26 protein-coding genes, 2 tRNA genes and 1 other RNA gene are annotated in these 25,762 nt (G+C 40.3%); 18 read left to right on the top strand and 11 right to left on the bottom strand.

The window, feature by feature from the left end; genetic code table 11:
• Positions 1-88 precede the first annotated feature (88 nt).
• The 7 genes from DC083_RS05565 (at position 89) to DC083_RS05535 (ending at position 7,159) form a co-directional block, all read left to right on the top strand.
• On the top strand, positions 89-697 hold the full coding sequence (locus tag DC083_RS05565) for a Slp family lipoprotein (RefSeq protein ID WP_109189246.1): 609 nt from the start codon (positions 89-91) through the stop codon (positions 695-697).
• Between the two features lie 130 nt (positions 698-827).
• Complete coding sequence (gene hemA, locus DC083_RS05560) at positions 828-2,078, top strand: glutamyl-tRNA reductase (RefSeq protein WP_109189245.1); 1,251 nt, start codon at positions 828-830, stop codon at positions 2,076-2,078.
• A gap of 57 nt (positions 2,079-2,135) precedes the next feature.
• Complete coding sequence (locus DC083_RS05555) at positions 2,136-2,687, top strand: hypoxanthine-guanine phosphoribosyltransferase (protein WP_109189244.1); 552 nt, start codon at positions 2,136-2,138, stop codon at positions 2,685-2,687.
• Positions 2,688-2,747: 60 nt separating this feature from the next.
• Positions 2,748-4,019: a Tol-Pal system beta propeller repeat protein TolB gene (tolB, locus tag DC083_RS05550; RefSeq protein WP_109189243.1), complete on the top strand. Its 1,272-nt coding sequence runs from the start codon at positions 2,748-2,750 to the stop codon at positions 4,017-4,019.
• 44 nt (positions 4,020-4,063) lie between these two features.
• A complete protein-coding gene (gene pal, locus DC083_RS05545) occupies positions 4,064-4,570 on the top strand; it encodes a peptidoglycan-associated lipoprotein Pal (RefSeq protein ID WP_109189242.1) in 507 nt (168 codons plus the stop codon).
• 120 nt (positions 4,571-4,690) lie between these two features.
• Positions 4,691-6,436 (top strand): lipid A export permease/ATP-binding protein MsbA, encoded by a 1,746-nt coding sequence (gene msbA / locus DC083_RS05540; protein ID WP_109189241.1) that lies wholly within the window; start codon positions 4,691-4,693, stop codon positions 6,434-6,436.
• A gap of 192 nt (positions 6,437-6,628) precedes the next feature.
• Positions 6,629-7,159, top strand: a complete 531-nt coding sequence (locus DC083_RS05535; RefSeq protein WP_109189240.1) for an OmpA family protein — start codon at positions 6,629-6,631, stop codon at positions 7,157-7,159.
• Positions 7,160-7,289: 130 nt separating this feature from the next.
• Here DC083_RS05535 and ssrS read toward each other — a convergent pair.
• The 8 genes from ssrS to rpiA all read right to left on the bottom strand — a co-directional run bounded on the left by ssrS (position 7,290) and on the right by rpiA (position 13,465).
• Positions 7,290-7,485, bottom strand: a non-coding RNA gene (gene ssrS / locus DC083_RS10405) — 6S RNA.
• A 27-nt stretch (positions 7,486-7,512) separates the two neighbouring features.
• Positions 7,513-8,241: a ComF family protein gene (locus DC083_RS05530; RefSeq protein ID WP_109189239.1), complete on the bottom strand. Its 729-nt coding sequence runs from the start codon at positions 8,239-8,241 to the stop codon at positions 7,513-7,515.
• A gap of 74 nt (positions 8,242-8,315) precedes the next feature.
• Positions 8,316-9,170, bottom strand: a complete 855-nt coding sequence (locus DC083_RS05525; RefSeq protein WP_109189238.1) for an endonuclease/exonuclease/phosphatase family protein — start codon at positions 9,168-9,170, stop codon at positions 8,316-8,318.
• A gap of 36 nt (positions 9,171-9,206) precedes the next feature.
• Positions 9,207-10,625, bottom strand: a complete 1,419-nt coding sequence (sbcB, locus tag DC083_RS05520; RefSeq protein ID WP_109189237.1) for an exodeoxyribonuclease I — start codon at positions 10,623-10,625, stop codon at positions 9,207-9,209.
• Positions 10,626-10,696: 71 nt separating this feature from the next.
• A complete protein-coding gene (gene lptB, locus DC083_RS05515) occupies positions 10,697-11,419 on the bottom strand; it encodes an LPS export ABC transporter ATP-binding protein (RefSeq protein ID WP_109189236.1) in 723 nt (240 codons plus the stop codon).
• A gap of 9 nt (positions 11,420-11,428) precedes the next feature.
• Positions 11,429-11,974 (bottom strand): lipopolysaccharide transport periplasmic protein LptA, encoded by a 546-nt coding sequence (gene lptA / locus DC083_RS05510; RefSeq protein ID WP_109189235.1) that lies wholly within the window; start codon positions 11,972-11,974, stop codon positions 11,429-11,431.
• Positions 11,955-12,587 carry an LPS export ABC transporter periplasmic protein LptC gene (lptC, locus tag DC083_RS05505; protein WP_109189234.1) on the bottom strand — a complete coding sequence of 211 codons (633 nt, stop codon included), beginning with the start codon at positions 12,585-12,587 and terminating at the stop codon, positions 11,955-11,957. Before lptC ends, lptA begins: the two co-directional genes overlap by 20 nt.
• 212 nt (positions 12,588-12,799) lie before the next feature.
• Positions 12,800-13,465 (bottom strand): ribose-5-phosphate isomerase RpiA, encoded by a 666-nt coding sequence (rpiA, locus tag DC083_RS05500; protein WP_109189233.1) that lies wholly within the window; start codon positions 13,463-13,465, stop codon positions 12,800-12,802.
• Positions 13,466-13,690: 225 nt separating this feature from the next.
• Here rpiA and DC083_RS05495 point away from each other — a divergent pair, with 225 nt between their 5' ends.
• The 7 genes from DC083_RS05495 (at position 13,691) to DC083_RS05465 (ending at position 19,423) form a co-directional block, all read left to right on the top strand.
• Positions 13,691-14,173, top strand: a complete 483-nt coding sequence (locus tag DC083_RS05495; protein ID WP_109189232.1) for an FKBP-type peptidyl-prolyl cis-trans isomerase — start codon at positions 13,691-13,693, stop codon at positions 14,171-14,173.
• Positions 14,174-14,210: 37 nt separating this feature from the next.
• Positions 14,211-14,978 (top strand): septum site-determining protein MinC, encoded by a 768-nt coding sequence (minC, locus tag DC083_RS05490; RefSeq protein ID WP_109189231.1) that lies wholly within the window; start codon positions 14,211-14,213, stop codon positions 14,976-14,978.
• Positions 14,979-15,204: 226 nt separating this feature from the next.
• Positions 15,205-16,014, top strand: coding sequence for a septum site-determining protein MinD (gene minD, locus DC083_RS05485; RefSeq protein WP_109189230.1), 810 nt, complete (start codon positions 15,205-15,207; stop codon positions 16,012-16,014).
• Between the two features lie 2 nt (positions 16,015-16,016).
• Positions 16,017-16,325: a cell division topological specificity factor MinE gene (minE, locus tag DC083_RS05480; protein WP_109189229.1), complete on the top strand. Its 309-nt coding sequence runs from the start codon at positions 16,017-16,019 to the stop codon at positions 16,323-16,325.
• Between the two features lie 169 nt (positions 16,326-16,494).
• The gene (locus DC083_RS05475) at positions 16,495-16,863 is read left to right on the top strand and encodes an RNA-binding S4 domain-containing protein (protein WP_109189228.1); all 369 of its coding nucleotides are present in this window, start codon (positions 16,495-16,497) and stop codon (positions 16,861-16,863) included.
• 55 nt (positions 16,864-16,918) lie between these two features.
• Positions 16,919-18,322: an aspartate ammonia-lyase gene (locus DC083_RS05470; RefSeq protein ID WP_109189227.1), complete on the top strand. Its 1,404-nt coding sequence runs from the start codon at positions 16,919-16,921 to the stop codon at positions 18,320-18,322.
• Positions 18,323-18,412: 90 nt separating this feature from the next.
• Positions 18,413-19,423 (top strand): tyrosine recombinase XerC, encoded by a 1,011-nt coding sequence (locus tag DC083_RS05465; protein ID WP_109189226.1) that lies wholly within the window; start codon positions 18,413-18,415, stop codon positions 19,421-19,423.
• A gap of 68 nt (positions 19,424-19,491) precedes the next feature.
• Here DC083_RS05465 and DC083_RS05460 read toward each other — a convergent pair whose 3' ends face one another.
• Complete coding sequence (locus tag DC083_RS05460; protein ID WP_109189225.1) at positions 19,492-20,256, bottom strand: tyrosine-protein phosphatase; 765 nt, start codon at positions 20,254-20,256, stop codon at positions 19,492-19,494.
• A gap of 176 nt (positions 20,257-20,432) precedes the next feature.
• Between DC083_RS05460 and DC083_RS05455 the strand changes: the two genes are divergently transcribed.
• Positions 20,433-20,522, top strand: a tRNA-Leu gene (locus tag DC083_RS05455).
• A 265-nt stretch (positions 20,523-20,787) separates the two neighbouring features.
• On the opposite strand, the gene DC083_RS05450 is transcribed toward DC083_RS05455, so the two are convergent.
• Positions 20,788-20,862: transfer RNA gene (locus tag DC083_RS05450), tRNA-Gln, on the bottom strand.
• A gap of 520 nt (positions 20,863-21,382) precedes the next feature.
• Here DC083_RS05450 and DC083_RS05445 point away from each other — a divergent pair.
• Both DC083_RS05445 and hflD read left to right on the top strand, forming a co-directional pair.
• Positions 21,383-22,933 carry a class I SAM-dependent methyltransferase gene (locus DC083_RS05445; protein WP_109189224.1) on the top strand — a complete coding sequence of 517 codons (1,551 nt, stop codon included), beginning with the start codon at positions 21,383-21,385 and terminating at the stop codon, positions 22,931-22,933.
• Between the two features lie 236 nt (positions 22,934-23,169).
• Positions 23,170-23,772 (top strand): high frequency lysogenization protein HflD, encoded by a 603-nt coding sequence (gene hflD / locus DC083_RS05440; RefSeq protein ID WP_109189223.1) that lies wholly within the window; start codon positions 23,170-23,172, stop codon positions 23,770-23,772.
• 25 nt (positions 23,773-23,797) lie between these two features.
• Here hflD and DC083_RS05435 read toward each other — a convergent pair whose 3' ends face one another.
• On the bottom strand, positions 23,798-24,766 hold the full coding sequence (locus DC083_RS05435) for a KamA family radical SAM protein (protein WP_109189222.1): 969 nt from the start codon (positions 24,764-24,766) through the stop codon (positions 23,798-23,800).
• A gap of 63 nt (positions 24,767-24,829) precedes the next feature.
• Between DC083_RS05435 and miaA the strand changes: the two genes are divergently transcribed.
• A complete protein-coding gene (miaA, locus tag DC083_RS05430) occupies positions 24,830-25,762 on the top strand; it encodes a tRNA (adenosine(37)-N6)-dimethylallyltransferase MiaA (protein ID WP_109189221.1) in 933 nt (310 codons plus the stop codon).

Raw genomic sequence — 25,762 nt, 5'->3', positions numbered from 1 at the left:
CAATATAGTTAATGATTAATGCCATCCCTAATATCGTAACGGGTTATAATATTAGGATAAATAACCTGATAAAACAGGAGGTAACAATATGTGGCAACGACTTTTAAAAACGAGCACCTTTTTGCTTTTAACAATAGTGTTAGGCGCTTGTGCTTCCCTAAATAGTGGAAATATTTCGACCAATAATCCTAATGCTTATGGAGATGGTCAAATCACGATGTTTAATAATAAAGAGATCATCGGTAAGGAATTTATGCTAGGGGGCTCTATTGTGACGATTAATCCACAAGGGGATCATATTCGTGTTGAAGTGGTGTTATATACGTTAGATCAGAATGGTTACCCAATGCGCAATCAACCGATGGATCAATATCGAATGATTGCCGATATCTACGGGCCGGTGCGCACTAATGGTTACTCTGCCGGCGATTACTTTACGGCGGTAGGGCTTGTGAAACAGGCTGAAAATGTCAAAATGGGCGGTGAAACCATTCGTGTGATTACGCTTAATGCGACAGATTATGATTTCTGGCGTATCCTCGCCGAGAAGTCTATTATGATGAGCCATTTTTTAATAGCCCTGCATTGCGCTTTGGCTATTATCAACCCTATTGGGGCGTTGGCTTTGGGCCTTACTTTCCCTATTACTATTAGGGTTGGGGTAAGAGATCTGCTATCCATAGAATCCGATGCGTAATCGGCTGAAATTTGATATTATCAAACGATTTCATTTAAGGTTTCACTAGTTGATTTCACTTAAATAATATTTATTTTAAAAATTTAATCTAAAATAAGATGTTTGGACTGTTGGGATTAATAAAGGGCATATGAGTTTATTCATATTAGGAATTGGACATAAAACAGCTTCGGTAGAGATACGGGAGCGTGCAACACTTGTGCCCGAGAATATTCACGCATTTTTAACGATGGCAAAGACCTATCACATTGCCAGTGAGATCGTTGTGCTGTCTACTTGTAATCGGACAGAGTTTTATTTTTATGATTTTGCAATGTCTGTGGAAGAGTTTTGTGAAATATGGGCAAATTACTCTGAGCTAGATGTCAAAACTGCACAGAAGCACCTCTATCAATATGAAGGGGATCGGGCGGTTGAGCATATCTTTCGTGTCGCTTCCGGGCTTGAGTCGCTTATTTTGGGAGAACCTCAAATTATGGGGCAGCTCAAAGAGGCACTTCGTGTGGCAACAGAGCATCAAATGGCGCGTAAATATCTGCAGCGCGTTTTGCAGATGAGTTTTAATATTGCGAAAGAAGTTCGAACTGAGACCAATATTGGTGCTTTTGCAGTATCGGTGGCATTTTCGGCGGTGCAATTAGCGAAGAATATCTTCGATGGTTTAGAGCATCACCACGTTCTATTATTAGGGGCCGGCGAGACAATTGAACTCGTGGCGCGTCATCTGATAGAGGCAGGTGTTCGAAACTTAAGTATTGTTAATCGCCGTGTAGAACGAGCTTCGATGATGATTGAAGAGCTGGGTGTTCCGGCGAGTGCGCATAGTTTAGAGGAGTTGGCAGATTGTTTGCCGGTCGCGGATATCGTGGTAGCCTCAACGGCAGCGCAAGAAGCATTAATTACTAAAGAGATGGTCAAAAATGCGCTTAAATTACGAAAAAACCGGCCGATGCTTTTGATCGATCTTGCAGTACCAAGGGATATCTCACCGGAGCTTGATAAGCTCTCAAATATTTATCTCTATACTGTAGACAATTTGAATGCAATTGTGGAAGATAATCAAAAGGCTAGAGAGGAAGCAGCGCTTTTAGCGGAGCGTTATATCGCAGAAGGTATTGCCCGTTGGCAATCTTGGTATCAGTTAGCAGAAATAGGAAGTTCAGTACAAGCATTACAAGATTATGCGGCGACTGAACGGGAGTTAGCGGTCACTCGTTTATTGAATCAGATGAATGATGCTAAAGATGCGGAGTTGATACGTAAGATGGCGACTCAATTAACAAATCGGCTACTTCACCCTATGATTGAACATCTCAAAGCGCTAGAAGAGGCGGATGAAAAAGTGAAAGTCACCGAGCTTATTGCGCAATTTAAGGTTTAAAATGACGGAAGTTTGTTATAATTGCCAAGTTGATTTTTTATTTACTTAAGGAACACTATGTCAATTACGTTTGAAGAAGCGCAAGATATTATTATTCAATCAGAAGAGATTGTCTCCGCTTCAGAAGTTCAAAATGCATATGATGCAATGGGAAAAGCGATTACTTATGATTTAGAGCTGTCAGATCCACTCGTATTAGTGGTAATGAATGGCGCATTAATTCCCGCAGGTGAGCTATTAACTCGTCTTAATTTCCCTTTTCAAATCGGTTATCTCCATGCAACACGCTATAACGGAAAAACGGAAGGTTCTGAGCTTGAGTGGATTGCAAAACCCTCAGTAGATGTGAAAAATAGAGTTGTCCTTTTAGTTGAAGATATCTTTGATGAAGGAACAACCCTTAAAGAGATTGTGAATGTACTCAACCAGATGGGGGCGCAAGTGGTTTATACAGCTGCCTTAGTCAATAAAGTACATGATCGTAAACCCAAAGATTTTAAAGTGAATTATATCGGCTTGGATGTTGAAGATCGCTATATCTTTGGTTGTGGTATGGATTATCATGAATACTGGCGTAATTTGCCGGGTATTTGGGCGCTCAAAGAGTAACCTAAATTCCCTAATTACGACCTAATGGGATCTGTTTTTATTAGATGAGGTGAGGAAAAGATGAGTCAATTTCGAGTGAAATATTTCAAACAATGGCTGTTACTGATGATCTTCTCATTAGTTGCGATCATGCCGGTTTCTGCGCAAGTGAAACTGGAAATCGTAAAAGCTTCTAGTAATGCATATCCCATTGCCCTTGTAGATCAGGCGACTAATAGCCAACCGTTTTTGACGGTGATCTCTAATGACCTACAACGTTCAGGTCGTTTTATCCCTAAAACAGGTTTAGCGGTACCGCAACAATTAACGAGCGTTGCGCAAGCCGATAGCGGTATCTGGCGCGCGGCAGGGATTAACTTCATTGTGATCATGACGCAAAAAGGTAATATGCTCCAGGTCGATGTAGGTGATACTTTTTCTCGTACTGTGCGTGCAAGCCGACAATTCCAATATGTTAATGATGAGAAAGGTGAGCGTTTAGTGGCTCATAAAGTGGCAGACTTTATCTATGAAACGATTTTGGGAGTGCCGGGGTCATTTAGCTCTAAAGTAGCCTATGTATCACGCAACAATAATCGTAATTTCTCCTTAGTGGTTGCCGATGCTGATGGTGCTTATCCACAAGTGATTTTAGAGTCACCTGAACCGATTCTTTCTCCGACTTGGTCGCCCGATGGACGTAAGATTGCCTATGCTTCTTTTGAGAAGAAACGTAATCAGATCGTTGTGCAAGATCTCTATAGTGGTCAGCGTCATGTTGTAATTAGTGAACCGGGTATTAACTCCGCACCCACATGGTCACCGGATGGCACAAAACTTGCGTTTACCCTTTCTAAAGATGGAAGCCCAGAAATTTATCGTGCCAATATTGATGGTAGTGATCTTCGCCGTTTAACGAATCACCCTGGTATTGATACAGAACCCGCTTGGGGCAGAGATGGAATGATCTATTTCACTTCTGATCGTGGCGGTTCACCACAAATTTACAAAATGTCTGAAAATGGCGGTCCTGCTGTTCGAGTTTCCAATACCGGGAATTACAATGCAAATGCATCCCTTTCAGCAGATGGTAAACAGCTAGCTATGATGCAACGTCTACCGGGACAAGGATTTGGCATTGCAGTCATGGATCTAACAACAGGGGAAGTAAAACGTTTAACCAACGGTGGCAAGGATGAAGCACCGAGTTTTTCTGGTAATAGCCATATGATTCTCTATTCCGATGGGAGAGGTGGTCTAAAAATCATTTCAACTGATGGTAACGTTGAGCAACGATTCTATGGAATAGGGGCAGATGTCCGTAAACCAAGTTGGTCTCCGAATGTTCGCTAAGACAATAGTAACGATAGTTTAATGACGATTTTGAGAGGATAAATATGGGTAAGTTAGTGGTAAGGGGATTTTCTGTTCTGCTCTGTAGTGCTTTGATCGCAGCATGTAGTACCGCAGGAAGTGGTATTGATGGTGTCGATGGCGCGAATGGTGGAGCATTAGGATACGGTTATAATAATGGTCCTGCAAGCACTTACTATGATGCAGATTATGGTAAGCGGGGTACGGCAGATAGAATTATCTATTTTGACTTCGACTCAGATCGTTTGCGTGCAGAGTCGTACGACGTGGTAAAAGCACATGCGGATGAGCTTAAGCGTAATCCAAATCGTGGGGTTTGGCTTGAAGGGCATACAGATGATCGTGGATCTCATGAGTATAACATGGGGCTCGGTGAGCGTCGTGCTAATAGTGTAAAAGCATTGATGTTACAGTCAGGTGCTAATCCAAATCAGATTCGTGTACGGAGCTATGGTAAAGAGATGCCAGCAGTTTCAGGATACGATGAGGCTGCTTGGGCACAAAATCGCCGAGTAGAGATTGTCTATTAATTTAATATAATTTGATTTATTGTTAATTTTAATTGAATGTAGTTAAAGCACTTATAGCGCTCTGAATATTCTCTATTTCAAGGCTATAAGTGCTTTTCTATTGAAGTATAGGAAAAATGTGTGGTTAAACAGAAGAGTTTAGGGTTATACAAACGAATTTTATCGTACTCTTTCCAATATCCTATTATCGTTGTGGCAGCGCTGACATGTGTCATTCTCGGTGGGTTTTCTGAAGCGGGATTATTTTGGCTTTTAAAACCAATATTGGATCAAGGGTTCGTTGAGAAAAATTCACTCTTTATTAAGATGATGCCATGGATGGTAGTCGGTGCTTTTATCTGTATGAGTGCGCTCAATTTTGCCGGTAGTTTTGGAATGCAGTGGATTTCCCAACAAGTCATTACCAAGTTACGGTTGCAGATGTACGATAAGATTCTGCATCTACCACAAAGTGATTATGACCAACACTCAACGGGCTATTTTATGTCAAAACTCACTTTTGATATTGCTCAATTAATGGCGGTCAGTTCCATGACACTTGTCTCTATTATTAAAGATAGTGCTGTGATTTTAGGTCTGATTATTGTCATGTTCGTCAATGATTGGGTCATTACCTTAATGGTCTTTTTGATGGCGCCGGTTCTCTATCTAATCTTGCGTTATGTTTCAAGGCGTTTGCGGGGTATTGCCCGGACGATGCAAGGTCATATGGGGGAATTTAACCACGTATTAGAGGAAGGGATTCGGGGACAAAAAGAGGTGAAGCTCTTTAATGCCTATGAGCAGATGAATAATCGCTTTAGCAGGGTAAATCATCATCTTCGTCACTTGAGTATGAAAAGTTTAGTGGCTAGTCAGTTAGCAAGCCCTATTTCACAAGTTTTCTTGGTCATTTTTATCGCAATGGTCATTTGGTATGCTTCGAATCAAGCAACAGAAGATGCGATTACCATCGGTAGCTTTTTGTCATTATTAGCGGCAATGGTGGGGATGTTAACACCTATTAAACGATTAGTGAGTATGAATGAGTCGTTACAACGAGGTGCCGCAGGTGCTGAAGGGGTTTTTGGTATTTTAGATGCCGAGCCTGAAGAAAATCGTGGGAAGGTGATTCTGCCAGAAGTGAACGGACACATTGTTTATCATGATGTGAAATTTCAATATGCCCGTAGTGAACAATTAGCCTTAAAAGGGATTGATCTTGAGATTTTACCTAAAGAGACGGTGGCACTAGTGGGGGCCTCGGGTAGTGGTAAGAGTACTTTTGCGAATCTTCTTTCGCGCTTCTACTCTGTTACTGAAGGGGAGATTTCACTAGATGGGCATCCCATTGAAGAGATTGAATTGATGGATTACCGTAGCTATATTAGCTATGTCGGTCAACATGTGATTCTTTTTGCGGATACTATTGCCAATAATATTGGTTTTGGTAATAGCGATTATACTCGAGCGGATATCGAGCGAGCGGCAAAGCTTGCTAATGCTGCTGATTTTATTGAAGCATTGCCGGAAGGGTATGATACAGTGATAGGGGAAAATGGTGCGAAGTTGTCGGGAGGACAGCGCCAACGAATTGCTATTGCAAGAGCATTATTGAAAGATGCGCCCATTCTCATTTTTGATGAAGCCACGAGTAGTTTAGATAATGAAAGTGAATATGCGATTCAAAAAGCTTTAAAAAGTATTAGTACTGAAAAAACAACCATTATTATTGCACATCGATTATCAACAATTGAACATGCTGATAAAATTGTTGTGTTTAATCAAGGAGAAATTGTTGAAATTGGTCGACATGAAGATCTACTTGAAAAAGGTGGTTTTTACGCTAAGCTTTATCGTGTAGATAAGCAAGAAGAAGCAGTTTAAAGCGATTGTATTGAAATAGCACAAAAATTTTTTGTATTAAAAATCCCACAATGTTGGAAATTTGATGCAAAAATGTATCAATTCTAATAAAAATAAGATATGATTAACCCGTTAGTTTGTATTATTTGAAGGTAACTTGTTACAACTGTCTGTAATACATTTATTTTAATTCGTAATTAAGTGGAGACTTATATGAAAAAGCAATTAATTATTGCTGCATTAGCAGGTCTATTCGCGACTTCTACAGCTGTAGCGGCGACAGATTCGTTGATCGATAGACAAGGTGATTTTGTTAAAGACCGTCAAGGTGAGTGCGTATTAGTAAAAGATGGTGTTCCTGGATGTGGCGTTGTGATCCAAGATCTTACTTTCTCTGCAGATACTTTCTTTGATTTTGACAAAGCAACACTTCGTCCACAAGGTCGTGAGTTACTTAACAAAGTAGCAGCTGAGCTTGTTAAAAACGAAAATGGTGTAAAATCAATTCAACTTACTGGTTTCACTGACTCAGTAGGTAGCGCTGCTTACAACCAAAAATTATCACTTCGTCGTGCAGATTCAGTACGTGATTATTTAATCGAAAGAGGCGTTAGCCCATCATTAATCACAGCTCAAGGCGATGGTATCAGCTATACATTCGATAACGCAACTGCAGAAGGCCGTGCTAAAAACCGCCGTGTAGACGTTAAAATCGAAGCTGTAAGAAAAGTAAACGTAGACTAATTAATTGATTTAATTCTATAGTCTGAAAGTATTAAAAAAGCACTCTGAAATCTCAGAGTGCTTTTTTGCTATTTGTTGTTTCACTTTTGTATCACGAAAAATAGAGATCAGAAGTAGAAATAAAAAAGGATGCGCCCCGTAGTAGTCGGTTGCAAATTGCCAAGACTCTTGAACGCGTAGGTTCAAGTGGACACTGCATAAATCACATTAGGCTTCTGAACTAAATCAGCTTGCACACCGCGATCTAATAACAGCTAACTCCAAAGTATCATATTTAGGATCAAGAGGTGTATGACAATAAAAACGCTCGTACATAACAGGAACGCATCAACAATAGTTTTACATAGATTAGGCTATTTTTCAAATGGAGATTGCGCGATAAAGAGGGCATAAACGCTTTTTGGCTGAGGATTATTCAATATTTCCATTGCCCGTAGAAAAGAACTTCCTGTTGTAATGACATCATCAATAAAGAGGACAGATGGAGTCGATTCAATATCACTTTGATTTTTATTGAAAAATTTGAAATATTGTCGTTTGTTAAGCATAAAGCTATTGTGATGATTATCTAAGCGTTCATCAAAAGAGAGATGGGCTTGCGGTAGGGAAAAGGCTCTTTTTTGTAAAATTTGATCACTATAGAGATACTGATATTTTTTTGCTAATGCTTTGCCAATGAGTGCTGGGGGATTAAATCCTCTTTGTGCCACGCGAATTCGATCGCTTGGCATAGGGATAATGAGTGTATTAGCCGGAAGTTGTTGTAAGAATTGACCGGCATATTGCTCGGTGAGGGTGATGAGTGTTTCACTTAAATAGGGCTTTAATTGATATTTAAAGCGCTTAATCAATTGCTTAATAGGTCCGCTATATTGACAGCAGATTGAGGCATCCGTTAAATAAGGGTAGAGTCTTTTGCAAAAATGACACAGAAAGTGGCCTTCTGTATCGCAAAAGATACATTTACGTTCAGTGGGTTGAATTTCACTGGCACATTGTGGGCATAGATGAGGGATGATGGTTGTTTTAATACGATCTAAACAGTGATTACAATAACGAGGTAAAAGGTAGTCTAATAGCATCTTGATGAATCTCTAAGGTCGTTAGATTATTCGATTCTCAGATGCGTATGATCGATCTATTTACTATTACCTACTTATAGCTCTGTAATCTCAATGGTAATCGGGTCATGATCTGAAAATCGATAAGGATACTTAAGATTAGTATTAAGATGATGCACCTGGGGATTTTGATAGATTACTGTTTTTGGAATCAGTATGTAATCGAGCACAATAGGGCACTGTTTATAGCGAGTGGTATAGAGCTTGCCACTATAATTTTGCCACATAGAGATGAGTCGCTCGCCGGTTAGAATTTTGAGCGTATCACTATTAGGTGTATCGTTAAAATCGCCGAGTACAATGGTAGGATGCACATTGTTTTTTTCATAAAAAGAACGAATTGCGGCTGCTTGCTCATTACGTTGTCGCTTCGCGATCCGTTTTTCCTGTTTAGTGGGCATCATCTGCGATTTAAGGTGGCAGTTGATAAGTGTGAGTGGCCCTAAAGCTGTTATAACGCTTAATAGAAGCGGTTTTCGAGAAGGTTTGTAGTCGCATTCAAGGTCGCCCTCAAAAGCGCTTACATCGCCAATATGATTATGATAATCGCAGATTGTTATATGATCTTTAACCAAAAAGGCTGGGCGAATATTAAGATCTTGAGCACCGCCACTACTATTCTCTCTTGGTGGAATATCAATATAGCGATAGGTCGTTTGAGTGGTTGTTTTTATGGCATCAATCATGATATCGGCAACAATCGCAATGGCTTCCCCCTCAATATTAAGCGTTTGTGAGCCGATCTCTTGTAGGGCAATAATATCGGGAAGTTGTAAATCTTCAGTAATCGCTTTGATCAGGTGCGCAATTTTATCAGGGTGCGAATTTTCATGAAGATTGTGTAGATTGCAAGAAGCAATGGTTAATATTGTCGCTGGGGGCATGGGCATAATGATCGATGTGTATTATGGAAAGAGCTCGATGTACTATTGTGATTGATAGAGGTACTGAAGTGAGCGAAGTAATGCAATCTGCGGTTTATTGTCTGTGGTTTCTGCTTCTTGTAGAAGTGTATTGAATTTGGCTTGATATTCATTGATGAAATAAGTTCTTTTGAGTCGAACATAGTTTTGCCATTGCGCCTGTTCATCAGTGTAGAGGGTTGCAAAGAAATTTCGTGCCCGATAGATAAAGAGTAGAGGTTCTAGGCGAGGGTCATGAAAATCGAACTCGAAATCACGAAGCGCTATACCATTCATCATAGGAATTTTGGCCATTTTATGACGATCTTGTGCTTCAAAGAAGCCATGATAAAGCAGAGATTCAACTGGCGCATCTTGATTCTCAGCTTCAAAAGGAGAAGGTGCTTGGTAAATCTCAAAGAGTTTGTTTTGCAGTAACGTGCGTTTACTCAATATTCTCTGATAATTCTCGAAACAGTAAGCTTCATCTATCTTAGGATTAGGAAGTGTTTTGAGAATAGAGGCAGGCGCTAAGATGGGCGCGCGATTGAGATAAATACCCTTGAGTGGAATACGGGATTCCCCCTCAAGTAGTTCAGTGCTTGGTTTGTATAGCCTTTCAGCGATCGCTGGACTATCGAGCGTTAAGAGGGGTTCGATATCGCCCATGAGATCAATCGTGATTAATTGATTTTTATTTTGAGGATGAAAGAAGAGCGGCATAATGAGCGAGTAGTAATCACGTGCATAGCCAAACATCCCGGAGACATGTAATAGGGGTGTTAAACGTTCGAAGTCGATCAGCGGCTGTAGATCTCTTGCTTTCCGATGTTCAAAATAGTATGTGAATAGTTTTGGTTGCTTTTGGGCAATCAGTTGTGCCATACCAATTGTAGCGTAGACATCGCTTAATGCATCATGCGCTTTCTCATGTAGTAAGTTGTTGGCTTTTGAAAGATGTTCTAAGCGCAGGCTCACAGCACCATCTTCATTATGTGGCCATTCGATCCCTTCAGGGCGAAAGGCATAAGTTGCTCGCACAACATCAAGTAGATCCCAGCGAGAATTCCCATTTTGCCACGTGTATGCATAAGGATCGATAAAATTGCGATAGAAGAGATAGCGAATCATCTCATCATCAAAACGAATATTATTGTAGCCCAAAATACAAGTATTGGGTTCGCTAAAAAGCGCATGGATTTGCCGCGCAAACTCAGCCTCAGGCAATCCTTTTTCCATCGCTTCTTGCGGAGTAATGCCGGTGACGAGTATGGATTCTGGATCAGGAATATACTCTTCTGGCGGTTGGCAATAGAGATTGACTGGTTCACCGATAATATTAAAATCTCTATCTGTACGAATCCCTGCAAATTGGGCAATGCGATCCTCTTTTGGATTTAGGCCAAAGGTTTCTAGGTCATAAAAAAAGAAGGTCGTTGTCATGAATGGCTCTATTATTAATATTGTCAGAATAGTGGAGAAAGACAGAATAAAGAAGGATTAGTAAAGAAGGATTAGAGTGAGAAATTCTCCCCTAGGTAGACGCGGCGTACATCTTCATGGCCTAATAAGTGCTCTGTATCCCCTTCTGCAATAACTGTGCCGGCACTTAAGATATAGGAGCGCTCACAAATAGAGAGCGTTTCTCGAATATTATGATCCGTAATCAAAATGCCGATATTACGTTTAGAGAGATCGATAATAATCGATTGAATGTCGGAGACGGAGAGTGGATCGACGCCGGCAAATGGCTCATCGAGTAAGAGGAACTTGGGATTAAGCGCAAGACTTCGCGCAATTTCAACTCGACGACGCTCCCCTCCTGACAATGCAATCCCTTGAGAATGGGCAATATGGGTGATTTTGAAATCTTCGAGTAATTGATCCGCAAGCGCTTCTTGTGCTTTTTTGTCTAAGTCTTTACGGGTTTGACAGATCGCAAGAATATTATCTCGGCTGGTCATTTTACGAAAAATAGAGGCTTCTTGCGGTAGATAGCCGATCCCTAATTGTGCACGGATATGCATCGGACTTTTGGAAATATCCTCTTTATCTAGATATACATTGCCGTCATCCGGTGTAATAAGGCCGACAGTCATATAGAAACTCGTGGTTTTACCGGCACCATTAGGCCCAAGAAGACCGACAACTTCGCCTTGATTTATATGAAACGACGCACCATTGACAACGGTACGGTTCTTAAAACGTTTAATAAGGTTTTGGGCAGTTAAGCGCATGTGAATATCCTATTTTTGATCTCTATTTTCCATCTGAATGGTGAAGTGTACTCGGCCATCCTCTTTGCGTTCAGCATTAATAACACGTGTTTCAAGGTTATAGATAATCTTATTCGCAACAACGATATCGCGATTTTGTTCTACTTGTGCATCTGTTTCTAGTTCTAGAATCTGTCTTTTTGGAAAGTAACTTAATTTTCGACCCTCTCCAAAGACCCAAGGCTCATTGAGTTTAGGGAGATCTTTAATTTTGACCATATCGCCAGTGGCAATAATATATTCTAGTTCCCCATCAACCATTTGGAAAATCGCTTCATCCGCTAAAATCTCAAGATTTCCTTGTACCATTACAACATTACCTTTATAGATTCCGGTTGGTGTTCCATTGGTAAACTCTGACCAGTCAGCATCAATATAGAGTGGTAATTGCCGATCTTCAGGAAGGGCAAAAGCGGTGTGCAACGTTAAGCCGATCATGGTGAATAGTGCGCTGAGTATGATGCGATGAAAATGCGTTTGTTTGACAGATTCACATTTATTGTGGTGTTGATTCATGGTCAGATTCCTGATTCATTAAGAAAGTCGAATGAACATCATCGAGTAGGGTAAACATCTTTTTAGGCGGATAGGCATCAAGGCCAATGCCGGTTAATAGACGAGTAGGTGTCGTAATTTTAACAAATAATTCTGAAGTCGCTCGATCGCCTTGATCATGGATATAGAGTTTTTCCGTATTTAACGTAAGATCGTTAATCGGCTCTTGGATATCCGGTAAGAAGAGTTCAACATTATTGATCATTGTGATGAGGTTACGATCTTGACTAATCAAAGCAATATCACTCTCGGCACGCCAATCATAAGGATATTCTTTGCGAAGTGGCGGGGAGTTTTCAGTTCGGGTGATGTCGTAATGAAAGAGACGAGGATCTGTGAGTGTGCTGCCTTTCTCGTTATCATAATGTTGTAGAGCAGAGCCAATAAGTGTGTATTCTAATGTCCCTTGTGGGGTATAGCGTTTGATCTCATAAGAGGAGAGAACCATTTGCGGTTCATTTGAGGCAATTTCAGGTGCTTCTTGGCTATCTCGGTAGATAATCCAGGCGAGATAACAGAGCGCAGCGAGTACGAAAAGTTGAAAAAATCGTTTAAATATCGTCGCAAATACCATAAGCGCCTTATTGACTGTTTTTTAGTGAAGGACATTCATTACATTCGTGCAAGCGTAATATAAAAGCACTCCCATTATTATGCGGTGTTTAGCGTACTTTCGCAATAAGATGCTGATTGTATCGCTATTTTTCCGAAAAGAGAGTGCTTTCAAGGTGTTAAGAGATGATGCTTACAGCGAATCCTGCTTGTAAGATCCTCTGTTGATGTCCTTTATTTACGTAGCGTTCGAACTTGTAAGTTTTGATCCGCAAGTAGTAAGATATCAGCGCCGCGTGCCGCAAATAGTCCATTCGTCACTACGCCGGTGATTTGATTGATTGAGGCTTCTAATTGAATTGGGCTTGTGATTTTAAGGCCTTCTACATCGACAATCAGATTATGATTATCTGTAATAAAGCCCTCACGAATCTGCGCCTTTCCGCCCATCTGTTCCATTTTACGGATCACGTAGTGTGCAGCCATCGGGATGACCTCAATAGGAAGTGGGAATTTCCCCAAGGTTTCAACCAGTTTTGATTCATCTGCAATACAGACAAATTGCTTTGCGTGAGCGGCGACGATTTTTTCACGTGTAAGTGCTCCACCGCCGCCTTTGATCATTGCTAAATGATGATTGATTTCATCTGCCCCATCGATATAGGTATCGATACTGGTAATATCTTCAAGATTCACGACCGGAATCCCGAGTGCTTCAACTTGTTTAGAGGAGCGCTCTGAGCTTGAAGCTACGCCTTTAATTTTGAAAGGGAGTGTTGGGAATAGGGCGATAAGGCAGTCAACGGTAGAACCTGTGCCTAAACCGAGGATTTGATTGGGCTGAATATAAGTCAGTGCAGCTTGAGCGACGGCTTCTTTCTGTTTCTGTTGTAAGGTCATAAAATTAGTCTTTCCGGGGTAAACAAATAAATAGATTAAGAGGGAATATGAGGGAGTTCTCAAAATTTAAATCATCGAAGTGATAACGGTTTTTTGCAAGGAATATGGCCGTTATAAAAGACCCGCAAAAATTATCAAGATTTAAAGAGTTTTATATCAACCCTCGTTTAATGTTATAGTGGTACATCATAATTATACTCGTAAAATTGATAAAGGAAACATCGAATGCCAGTAGCAAAAGATAAAGTAGTCGGCGTAATTTACACATTAACTGATGATCAAGGCAATGTGCTTGATTCTAATAAAGGGCAAGAGGCGCTTGAGTTCATCCATGGTCACGGTATGATGATTCCTGGCTTTGAAAAAGCGTTAGAAGGCGCGACTGAAGGTCAAACTGTTGCATTTAGCGTGACACCTGAAGAGGGTTACGGTGAAGCGAATGAAGATTTCATCATTGAAGTTCCTCGCACAGCTTTCCCTGAGGGTGAAGATATTCAAGTGGGTTGGCAAGTAACAGGTACAACACCTGATGGTCATATGCAACCGTTTAGAGTTTTAGAAGTTTCTGAAGAGAAAATCAAACTCGACGGCAACCATCCTTTAGCAGGTCAAAACTTAAACTTTGAAGTGGAAGTTGTTTCTCTTCGTGATGCAACAGAACAAGAGCTCTCTCATGGCCACGTTCATGCTGCAGGACACGACCACTAATATCGACCTATTTATGTGTTAGCGGTTAAAAATCTCTATGTCACATCAAAAAACGTTTCAAATTAAAGGAGAACTATCAACGTTGATGGTTCTCTATATTAATGGAATCGATCTAAAAGCTTTAGAGGATGATCTTTCAAAACAAATTGAAAGATCGCCTCAGCTTTTTAAAGGTCTTCCCATCGTTGTTGATCTTATTGCCATTGAAACGGGCAACAGTATTGATCTCAATTGGTTAAAGAATTTATTATTAGCGCGCGACCTTGTGCCTGTTGGGCTTCGTAACGTTAATGAGAGCCTTCAAGAGAAAGCGAAAAGCTCAGGTTGGGCTATCTTAGCGGATTCCGCAAATAAATCTCGACAAGTGGAAGCCTTAGCATCCACGGAAGCCCCCAAAACTGCTACAACTACCACAAAACCTGTGGCAGAGAAAGTCAAAGTGATTGAAAGAGTGGAAGAAGTTTTTGTGCCCATTGATACTACGTTACATGTGCAGCAAGTGCGATCTGGGCAGCAATTATCAGTACCCAAAGGGGATCTTGTGGTTGTGAACTCAGTCAATGAAGGTGCGGAATTATTGGTGGATGGTAATATCCATATTTATGGCAGTCTTCGAGGACGTGCATTAGCCGGCATCAACGGAAATCAGTCTGTGCGTATTTTCTGTCAATCATTGGAAGCAGAGTTATTATCGATAGCGGGTTTCTATAAAATGCAAGAAGATATCCCCGCTGCACTTTGGGGTAAAAGTGTACAAATTTTCTTAGAAGATGAAGAATTGAAGATCATTCCTTTAATTCGTTAAAAGATCATATTGCATTCCTTGGGAAGTAATCAAAAAAGCTCATTTTCTCCAAAAGATATGACCTAAATATTACTTTTAGCAAATTTAATAAAGCGCAATATTGTATCGAATTTAAAAGGTGTTATATTGGTTTACTATTGATTAATATAGTAAATATTAATTAGGCAACGAGTTTGTTGCAGATGATTAAAATGAAATAAATAGCGTCAGTAATTGGGAGCGACACGTGGCAAGAATCGTAGTTGTAACATCAGGAAAAGGTGGTGTTGGTAAGACAACCACTAGTGCAAGCATCGCATCCGGGCTTGCGAAAAATGGGCATAAAACAGTAGTCATTGACTTTGATGTAGGTTTACGTAACCTCGATTTGATTATGGGCTGTGAGCGCCGAGTGGTATATGACTTCGTCAATGTGGTACAAGGTGAGGCGAGCCTTGCGCAGACTTTAATTAAAGATCGTCGTCTTGAAAATCTCTATGTGCTTCCTGCTTCTCAAACTCGTGATAAAGATGCATTAACAAAAGAGGGCGTTGAGCAAGTGATGAAGGATCTTGCAGATATGGGCTTTGAATTTATCGTTTGTGATTCTCCTGCCGGTATCGAGAAAGGCGCGCAGCTTGCAATGTATTTTGCGGATGATGCGATTGTGACGACAAATCCTGAAGTCTCATCGGTTCGCGACTCTGACCGCATCTTAGGTCTTCTTGCAAGCAAAACAAAACGTGCAGAAGAGGGGAAAGAGGTTAAGCAACACCTTATTATTAATCGTTATAATCCTGCGCGAGCAGATAGCGGTGATATGCTCTCTGTTACTGATATTTTAGATATTTTAGGTATCCCTCTTTTAGGTGTTGTGCCTGAGTCGCAAGCAGTTCTACAATGCTCAAATGCCGGTGAACCTGTGATTATGAATGAAGATTCAGATGCAGGACAAGCATTTAACGATATTGTGGATCGTTTCTTGGGCAAGGACTTACCTCATCGCTTTATCGAAGCACCTAAAAAAGGTTTCTTCGGTCGAATCTTTGGAGGTTAGTCATGTTAAAACGTCTATTTGGTCGACGCCAAAGAAGTAATACAGCCTCTATTGCAAAAGAGCGTTTGCAGATTATTGTCGCCCATGAGCGACTTAAGAATGCCGAGGGTGGAAATCCTGCTTTTATGCAAGATTTACAACGGGATATTCTTGAAGTTGTACGACGATATATTCCAGTAGATGCAGAGCAGATTAATATCTCTATGGATCGTGATGGTGATTGCGATGTACTTGAGTTAAATATTGTTTTATCAGAAGATGAACATAAGTTGACAGAGAAAGTCGCATCGGAATCAATAGAGACTAAATAAGTTAGTGTTGGTTGTATTTTGGTAATGTGTCATTTTATATTGAATATTATTAAAATTTTATCAAACAATGAGTTATCTAAAAAAAGCCGTAGTTATAACGGCTTTTTTTGTGGGGAAATGCTTGCAATTTTTTTTTTGATCTAATATAACGAAATGGAGGGAAATCTTTATGCGTTTAGATAAGTGGTTATGGGCTGCGCGTTTCTATAAAACCCGACGTTTAGCGACTGACGAAATCAATAAAGGGCGCGTGAAAGTCAATGGCTCTGAGGCAAAACCTGCGCGCAATGTCGCTGTGGGAGATCTCTTAACGATTCGAAAACTACAAACCATTTTTGAAGTTGAGGTGCGTCAGTTGATTGAACAACGTGGACCTGCTTCGGTAGCCACTACGATGTATACGGAAACAGATGAGAGCATTAAACGTCGAGAACATGAGCGTGAATTACGCCGATTATCCCCTCAACCTTCTTCCGAAACGCTTACAAGCCGTGATAAACGTCGCTTGCGGGATGTGAAGCAAGGGAAGATATTTTAAAAGATCTTTTATAAAAATTATTGTAAATAATGATAACTATCAAGGAGAGTAGTAAATGGATTATCGGACAGAAGTTGATCTATTAGGGGAATTAAAGGTACCAGCGGATGCCTATTATGGTATTCATACAGTGCGTGCAATCAATAATTTCACCATTTCAACGCAAAAAAATAGTGATAATCCTGAATTTATCTATGGTTTAGCTGCAGTGAAAAAAGCTGCGGCACAAGCAAATATGGATTTAGGTTCAATTAAACCAGAAGTGGGTAATGCAATTGTCAAAGCTTGTGATTTGATTATGGCGGATGATCGCTACTATCAATATTTCCCAATTGATCTATTTCAAGGGGGGGCTGGCACCTCACTCAATATGAATATGAATGAAGTGGTGGCTAATATAGCCTTAGAGTTGCTAGGTTATGAAAAAGGGCGCTATGACATTATTAATCCTAATGATCACGTCAATGAATCGCAGTCCACGAATGATGCCTATCCTACCGGTATGCGTGTCGGTTTCTATAAAGTCTCTGAGCAGTTAATTGAAGCGGCAGAGTATCTCTATAAGGGATTAAAAGCAAAAGAAGCAGAATTTGCTGATGTACTGAAAATGGGGCGTACTCAGTTACAAGATGCGGTTCCTATGACGCTGGGGATGGAATTTGGAGCATTTGCTTTTCAAATTCGGAAAGGGATTGATTTCTTAAAAGTGGCACGTCAGCCCTTGCTCTCTGTCAACTTAGGGGGAACCGCTATCGGAACCGGAATCAATACGCCGGCGGGATACTCAGCATTGGCTACAAAATATTTAGCAGAGATTACAGGGTTTGCGTTTGAGCCTGCGGGAGATCTGATTGCTGCCACATCTGATCTCTCTGATTTTGTCTATTTCCATTCAGCCTTGAAAGGATTAGCGGTTAAGCTTGGTAAAATGGCCAATGACCTTCGTCTACTCTCATCGGGTCCACGTACAGGTTTGAAAGATATTAATTTACCAGAATTACAAGCAGGCAGCTCAATTATGCCGGCAAAGGTGAATCCTGTGTTGCCTGAAGCGGTGAATAATGCCTGTTTTAAAGTGTTTGGCAATGATACCACTGTATTAACAGCCGCAGAAGCAGGGCAATTACAATTAAATGCCATGGAGCCTGTGATTGCACAATCCACTTTTGAATCGATGATGCTGCTTACCAATGCTTGCCGTAGTCTTCAAGATCGTTGTATCGCCGGTATTACCGCGAATGAAGAGCGTTGTTTGAATTATATTTTGAACTCTATTGGTATTATCACTTATCTCAATCCGGTCATTGGTCATAGTGAGGGGGATATTGTAGGAAGTATTTGTGCTAAAACAGGTAAGAGTGTTCGAGAAGTGATTCTTGAGCGCAAATTGATGTCGGCAGAGGATTTTGATGCTTTCTTCTCAGTAGAGAATTTACGTAAGACTTTGGGGTTACAGTAATATATCCCTGTAAGCTTATAAGATCGTAAACTATCATTAGTGGCGTTCTTTTATAGTGCGCTATTTCCGGAATAGAATTACAGAGGATTCATGACACAATTAAAAATTGAATCGCAATCGCCTCTCGTTGTAGAGGCGAATCTTTTTTTAGCCGGCTATCAGCGACAATATCGTGAACATAGCGCTCGGGCAAAACAGGTAGCATTATCACAGTTAATTGCTTATCTTGAAATGCGGGCGATAGCAACCTGGGGGCAATGTGATGATAGAGTGTTGCGGCAATATATTATTTATCGTTCTAAAACGGCATTGCCGGGAAGCGAGAAGCCATTAAGTAGCAGCAGTATCGAAACGCATTTAGCTTCTATCCGAATCTTTTTTCAATATTTGCAAGAGAAAGGGCTTATTCAACATAATCAAGCCCGGTTAGTTTCAACTCCCAAAAAAGGACAACGTCTGCCTACAGTGATTGAGGCAGATCTTGTCAATCAGATTTTAGATCGTACGCCAGAAGATGAGTTAGAAGTCAGGGATCTCGCTATTTTAGAGTTACTCTATTCTAGTGGGCTTCGTTTAGCAGAGATTGCGAGTTTAGAATTATCCGATTTAGATTTTAAAGAGCAGTTAGTCAAAGTGATTGATGGTAAAGGGGGGAAAGATCGCATCGTACCCATTGGTCGTAAGGCGATTATTGCATTGGAAACTTGGTGCGCGCTTCGTTTAAATTGGCTCAGTGAAGTGCCGGCAATTACGACCAATGCACTCTTTATTTCAAAGCGTGGCGGGCAACTTTCCGACCGGCAAATTAGTCGCCGAGTGAAGCTCTATGCAGAGAAGAGTGGGGTGCATATTAATCTTCATCCGCATCTGCTACGTCACTCTATGGCGACGCATATTTTGGAGTCGAGTCAAGATATTCGCTTAGTACAAGAGTTATTAGGGCACGCCGATATCTCGACAACGCAAGTGTATACGCATTTAAATTTTAATCATCTCGCTAAGATCTTTGATGCCGCACATCCGCGGGCGAAGCGGAAAGCCTCCAATAAGGAAAAGACCCTAAAAAGACCTCAATCAGATGATGAGGTCGAGGAATTTTAAATTCTAATTTAATCGTATTGAGTAATGAGGCAGCTATAAGATCGCAGGTAGATAATAATAGACAGACTTTATGCAAGTAAGTATTTCTGTAAGCGGGGAATATTGATCTGTAGTACTTTCTCAATATAGTCGATAGGGCCGCCATATTCCTGTTTAAGAAACTGATCTAATGTATTGAGATAATCAGCTTCAACATAACGAACTTTGCGTAAAATAGGCTCTAATGCTTCGATAATGTTCGGTTCAAGTTGCCTATTATCTTCTTTATGTGTTGCAAATAACTGATGTAATGCTTCCGCTGACTCATTTGAGCGGAGATAGTTCGCCATAATATCGTCATAATGCACATCTAATGCAGAGAGTAGGAGGTAACTCATTACCCCTGTACGATCCTTGCCGGCGCTGCAATGATAGATCACGCGTTCATTATTAGAGAGTGCCTCAAATACCGCCCTGAATTGTTCAGTGCCTTTTTGTGGGAATGCTTGGTACATCGTAATAAAGAGTTGATCGATCTCTTTTTCTGTTAATTGCGTGAGTTTTTTGATCTCATCTTTGGTAAAGAAGTTCCCCACGTCAATGGGCTTTGCTTGATAGCTAATCATACTGGCTAACAGTTTGAGTTGTTCTTGGTGTTTCTCTTCTGTCATACGAAAATCGAATATGACATCCGGCGCAATATTGATTAATTGATCTAAATCTTGAGGGGAAGCAAAATCTAGTAAGGCGCTTCGATAGACTTTATCATTCTTAATGGAACGATTATCACGCGTTTTAATCTCTGCAAAATTTCTAAAATTGACAATATTTTCAAAATTAATTTGTACAGCCATAGATTAACCCTCAATTGCATAACTCATTTAAATATAAGCTCTATCCTATCATATTCCTTGTCTGTATTATGCTTTAACCGAAGATATGGATAGAAAATATTGCGCTTTTTTCGCTCACCTATTGCTTTTTGTAGGCTGACCTTGTAATATTTGTCTTCTACTAAGAAGCACCGAATGCCTGGGTGGCGAAATTGGTAGACGCAGCAGACTTAAAATCTGCCGACCCTTATACGGTCGTGCCGGTTCGATTCCGGCCCTAGGCACCATTATTAAAGAAACCCGTTACATTGAGAAATGTAACGGGTTTTTTATTATATCACATTAGCATGGTAGCCATATATTTAAGATCGAGATATTCGATTGTAATATGTGCATCTGATTTTGATGTAGGGTGACTATTTTGATAATAGTGATTCGTAAATAACAAGTGTGGTGATGTCGAATTTTGGGAGCTCTATTTTTAGTCTAGTGATCGAGGGATCTCGACTGAATAAAAAAAGCACTGCAATCAAATTGCAGTGCTTTTTAATATGGCTGGGCTACCAGGATTCGAACCTGGGAATGGCGGGATCAAAACCCGCTGCCTTACCGCTTGGCTATAGCCCAAATGTGCTCTCATATATATGAGAATGAAGATTCTACCATGTAAAAATATTTCATCAAGCTTTTTGCATCATAAAAAGGCAATATTTTTCTTTTGGGGAGATGAGAGGCGTTATTTTTAATGCCTTGAAATGATCAGTCTATATGTAACTAATTAATTTTAAAATATTTTAAATATTAATATTCATTTTAAAGTCTTATCATTTTTATTACGCTTTTAATCTCTTTAAGCTTACTTTGTAGTAAGTTAATTTAGAGAGAATATTTACAAAATAAATTCTGAAGAGCTGTGATCAATCATGTTGTACTTATTAATCCTCACTATGATTTTAGATTAGATACCTGAGATTCAGATGACACTGATCATTTTTGTTAAAGAAAGATATGTAAGTATTGTATTTTTTTGTTAAAAGTGATGATTTAACAAAAAATGAAATCTATTATGCGCTAAGATATTGATATAGGTTTCAAGGTGCCAGTTTATATCTTTAGTAGTATAAGAAAAGATTCTGAGGAATAGAATATGTTTTGGAATGATGGTTATCGTACAGATGTTGAGTATACATTTGGTTATTATCCTAACTTAAGCCCAACGCAAATGCGCTTTGCCGCACTTGTGCATGGTTATGATGTTAAGCCTAAGAGTGATAATGATGTGCATCTTGAGCTTGGTATCGGGCAAGGATTGTCTGCCAATATTCATGCCGCATCTCATAAAGGTCAGTATTTTGGAAATGATTTCAATCCAAGTCATATTGCATTTGCAAATCTGATCTCTTCCCATTCCGGTGTTCAGGCCAATTTTACGGATCAAAGCTTTGAAGAGTTATTGCAACGAGATGATATCCCTCAATGCGATACTATTGCGATTCATGGTGTTTGGAGTTGGATTAGCGAGAGTAATCAGCGCTTTATTGTTGAAATTGTGAAAAAGTTTTTAAAGCCCGGGGGATTATTCCATATCAGTTATAACTGTAGTGCGGGGCATAATCACTTTGTAGAATGGAAAGATAAATTATATCGCTATTACGGTGGCTTGTCGGGGTCGCCTCGAGAAAAAGCGGAAAAGACATTTTCGCATTTTGAAGAGATTTTTACACAATTTCCTGAGCTGTTAGAGAATAATCCTCCACTTAAAATGAGTTGGAATGGCATTAAGAGACAGATGAATTCGGGTAACTACAATTATCTAATTCATGAGTATTTGAATGAGCATTGGAAGCCGATGACGTTAGAGGAGGTAGCGCAACATTTTGATGATGCAAAGCTCAGTTTTATCGGAAGTATGAATTTTAATGAAATTATAGATGCTTATCGCTTCTCTGAATCAGTGAAAACCTTTTTGACGACCCAATCTATCCTCGATCGAGAGATGTGGCATGATACTTTTACTAAAGAGACCTTTAGGAAAGATCTCTTTATGAAAGGGGGATACCGTCTAAATGGGCAGCAGCAGTTAGATCGCTTAAAAGAGTGGCACTTTATCTCTTTTGGTTCTCGGGATGAGCTGGAGAATAAGATGTTTAAATCAGGCACGATGGAGATTAAAAGCGATCTTTTTGATCCTATTGCAGATTGTTTGTGTGCCGATGATTATCGGCCAAAAAGTTTTGCTGAGCTTTTAGAAGTGCTTCCTTCGAACTATGGTTGGAATGATCTCCTGAAGGTATTAGTGGTTAAAATACAAAGAGGTGATTTTGCGATTGTGAATAATCCGGCGCCAGACCAATCTGTCGTGGCTAAGAGTCAACAGTACAATGACTATATCATCCAGAACTTAATGCCAAGAAGAGGGATTAATTATTTAGCCTCTCCTGTATTAGGGGCGGGTTATTCAAAAATGGGGATGATTTATGTTGCTTATATGAAAGTGGTGTCAGAGAATCCGACGATGAATGATCAAGAGATTGCTGGGGCGATGTTTGACTTTATGGATAAATTGAATGTTTATGCTCGTAAGGAGAATTCTACTGAATCTTGTAATCGAGAGGAGAGTATTGAACTCTTTGTACGGAAGCAGATTCCTGAAGCGAAGAAATACGCCGCTATTTGGAAGCATATGAAGTTCATATAAGAGTCCATACAAGTATTTTTAGTTGAATGTACTGTTTCGATCAATTGTGATTCGAGCAATGAAGCGCCAAAGATCATTTTCTTGGCGCTTTTTCTATTTGAAATGATCGAATTCTACAGGATTTAACAAGGTTCAATATCAAGCTTTGATGTCGAGCTTTTATCGAATATCTGCTAATATTCATTAGGGTATGAATGTTGAGTATTAAAGATTGAGTAGCGTGAGAGGAGAGGGAGATGAATCGGAATCAGGTCATTGCATTGTCGGCGGTTATGCAAGCTGCTATTTTGGTGGATCGTTTAGCAACTACAGGGTCGATTCAAAATGAGGTACGAAATCCATTGTTGCATAGTATTTTTGTATTACATCCAGAAAATATTGATGATGTCTATGATGGGATTGCCAATATTCAACCTGGTTTACAAGCTTTCGCAAATGGATTACAAAATACTTCAGCACAAGCGAAAATCTATTTCTACTCCCTAATCGCCTTAGAAAAAAACTTAAGTAAAGATAGCGCGATGCTCAATCTATTGGGGGCGGGGTTAGAGTCTCTCTCAGGAAGATTGCAGCATTTTGAGATTGGTCATGAGAATATGATCGCTGGCATTGCAGACCTTTATAGTCAAACATTAAGTAAACTGTCACCTAAAATTATGGTGAGAGGCGAGCAGAATATTTTAAGTCAAGCCTACATTGCGAATGAGATTCGAGCGATTTTGCTTTCCGGGATTCGCTCGGCGATGTTATGGCGACAATATGGTGGGAGTAAATTTAAGTTGCTTTGGCCTTGGAATAACTTACCACAAACTGCACGGCAGATTCTGTTAGAAATTTAAAGTAGACTTGCTTAATGACGGAAGATTAAGCAAGTGCGCGTTTGCCTTCACCTTCGGGGATTTCCACAATAAGACGGGGAATACAGATGCCGGAGATCTCTTGTCGTAATGTTTCTACTAATTCGATTGCGCGTGCTTCCTCCACTACAAAGTGACTTGTCCCGCGCGCTAAATCCATTTGATGGAGATAATAGGGTTTAATACCATTGATAATAAAGGTGCGCATAAGGGCTGTTAATGCCGGAATTGAATCATTAATGCTCTTTAGTAAAACAGATTGTGAGAGTAGTAATACGCCGGCTTTCCGTAATTTTTTGAGGATTATTGTTGCCTCATTGGAGAACTCAGAAGCGTGATTGGCATGAATTACAAGGGTAATGGCTTTACCTTGATCAATACAATTCTCTAGTAGCGTGAGTAGTTCAGGAGTGATTTTTTCCGGTGAGATAATCGGAATTCGGCTATGAATCCGGATATTTCGAATGTGAGGAATAGTGCATAGAGCTTCAAGGGCTATCTGCAAGCGTCGAGCGGAGAGAATAAGTGGATCACCTCCGGTTAAGATCACTTCCCATAGTTCGGTATGCGCTTGAAAATAGGCTATGGCAGCTTTTAGTTCTGACTCTGAAAGGGTTGCGCCTTTTTGACCTATCATCTCTTTACGGAAGCAGAATCGGCAATAGACTTCACAGAGTTGGGTAATCTTCAGTAACGCACGATCTTTATAGCGATGGACAACGCCGGGAGTGGGTGTAAAACGTCGATCTCCGATGGGATCATCGAGTTCTGTGGGAAGAATATTTGCTTCTAAGGGAGAGGGAATAAATTGCCGAATTAAAGCCTCTCTCTCGTTCGCTGTGACTTTTTCGAGTTGCTTTTGTATTGTGGGGCTGATCTTGATTTGAAATGCTTTTGCAACCTCTGTAAGCTCAGCGGTTTCTGTGAGCAACCCTTCTTTATAAAGATCGGCAAGATTCGTCCAATATCGACTCATTACGGTATACTATTCCTCTGTTATAGGGTATTTAAGCGTGAATCATATCATAAGGGATTTTAGATGCATAAGAGAGTTATTTGTTTGATGGGGCCAACGGCAACCGGTAAAACGGAGGTGGCAATGCGCCTATCTGATCAATTACCTATTCAGATTATCTCTGTAGATTCGGCCATGATTTATCGAGGAATGGATATCGGCACCGCTAAGCCAGATGCACAAACGCTCGGTCAATATCCTCATCAATTGGTGGATATTTGTGATCCAACAGAGCGTTATTCGACGGCTGATTTTCGTCGAGATGCCTTAGTGGCGATTGAAGAGAGCTTTAATGCTGGGAAGATCCCGTTGTTAGTGGGTGGCACATTTCTCTATTTTCAGTCACTTTTAGAGGGGATTTCGCCTATTCCTGCTGTTTCACAAGCGATTTTAGATGATCTCGCAGAAGCGCTCGCCTCAAAAGGCTCACCGGCATTGCATCAAATATTATCAGAAGTCGATCCTGAAAGTGGTGCTAGATTAAATCCTAATGATTCTCAGCGCGTTGTGCGAGCATTAAGTGTCTATTATGAAACAGGAAAGCCATTAACTTATTTTTGGAGTTTACCGAAACAGGCGGGTATGCCTTATCCTTTTATCAAGCTTGCACTAGCGAATCATGATGAGAAAAAACGAAATCAACAAATTGCCTTACGCTATGAAGCGATGATCGAACAAGGTTTGGTGGCAGAGGTTGAGCGCTTACGTCAAATGTACCCTGAGCTTGATTTAGATTATCCCTCAATGCGCGCGGTGGGTTATCGGCAGATTTGGAATTACTTGGAGGGTGAAACCTCATTAGAAGAAGCGGTTGAGCTTGCAATTATTGCGACACGACAATATGCTAAGCGCCAACGAACCTGGCTTCGTCGGGAGACGGATCTCAATACTTACGATGTGGCAGCACCGAATTTCTTGTCAGTCTTAACGGAGAATGTATTGCAATTTTTGGCGTAG

Source organism: Ignatzschineria ureiclastica, assembly GCF_003121845.1.
GTDB classification, from domain to species: domain Bacteria; phylum Pseudomonadota; class Gammaproteobacteria; order Cardiobacteriales; family Wohlfahrtiimonadaceae; genus Ignatzschineria; species Ignatzschineria ureiclastica.
The sequence above is the reverse complement of the archived record's forward strand: the minus strand, read 5'-3'. Positions and strand labels throughout refer to the sequence as shown.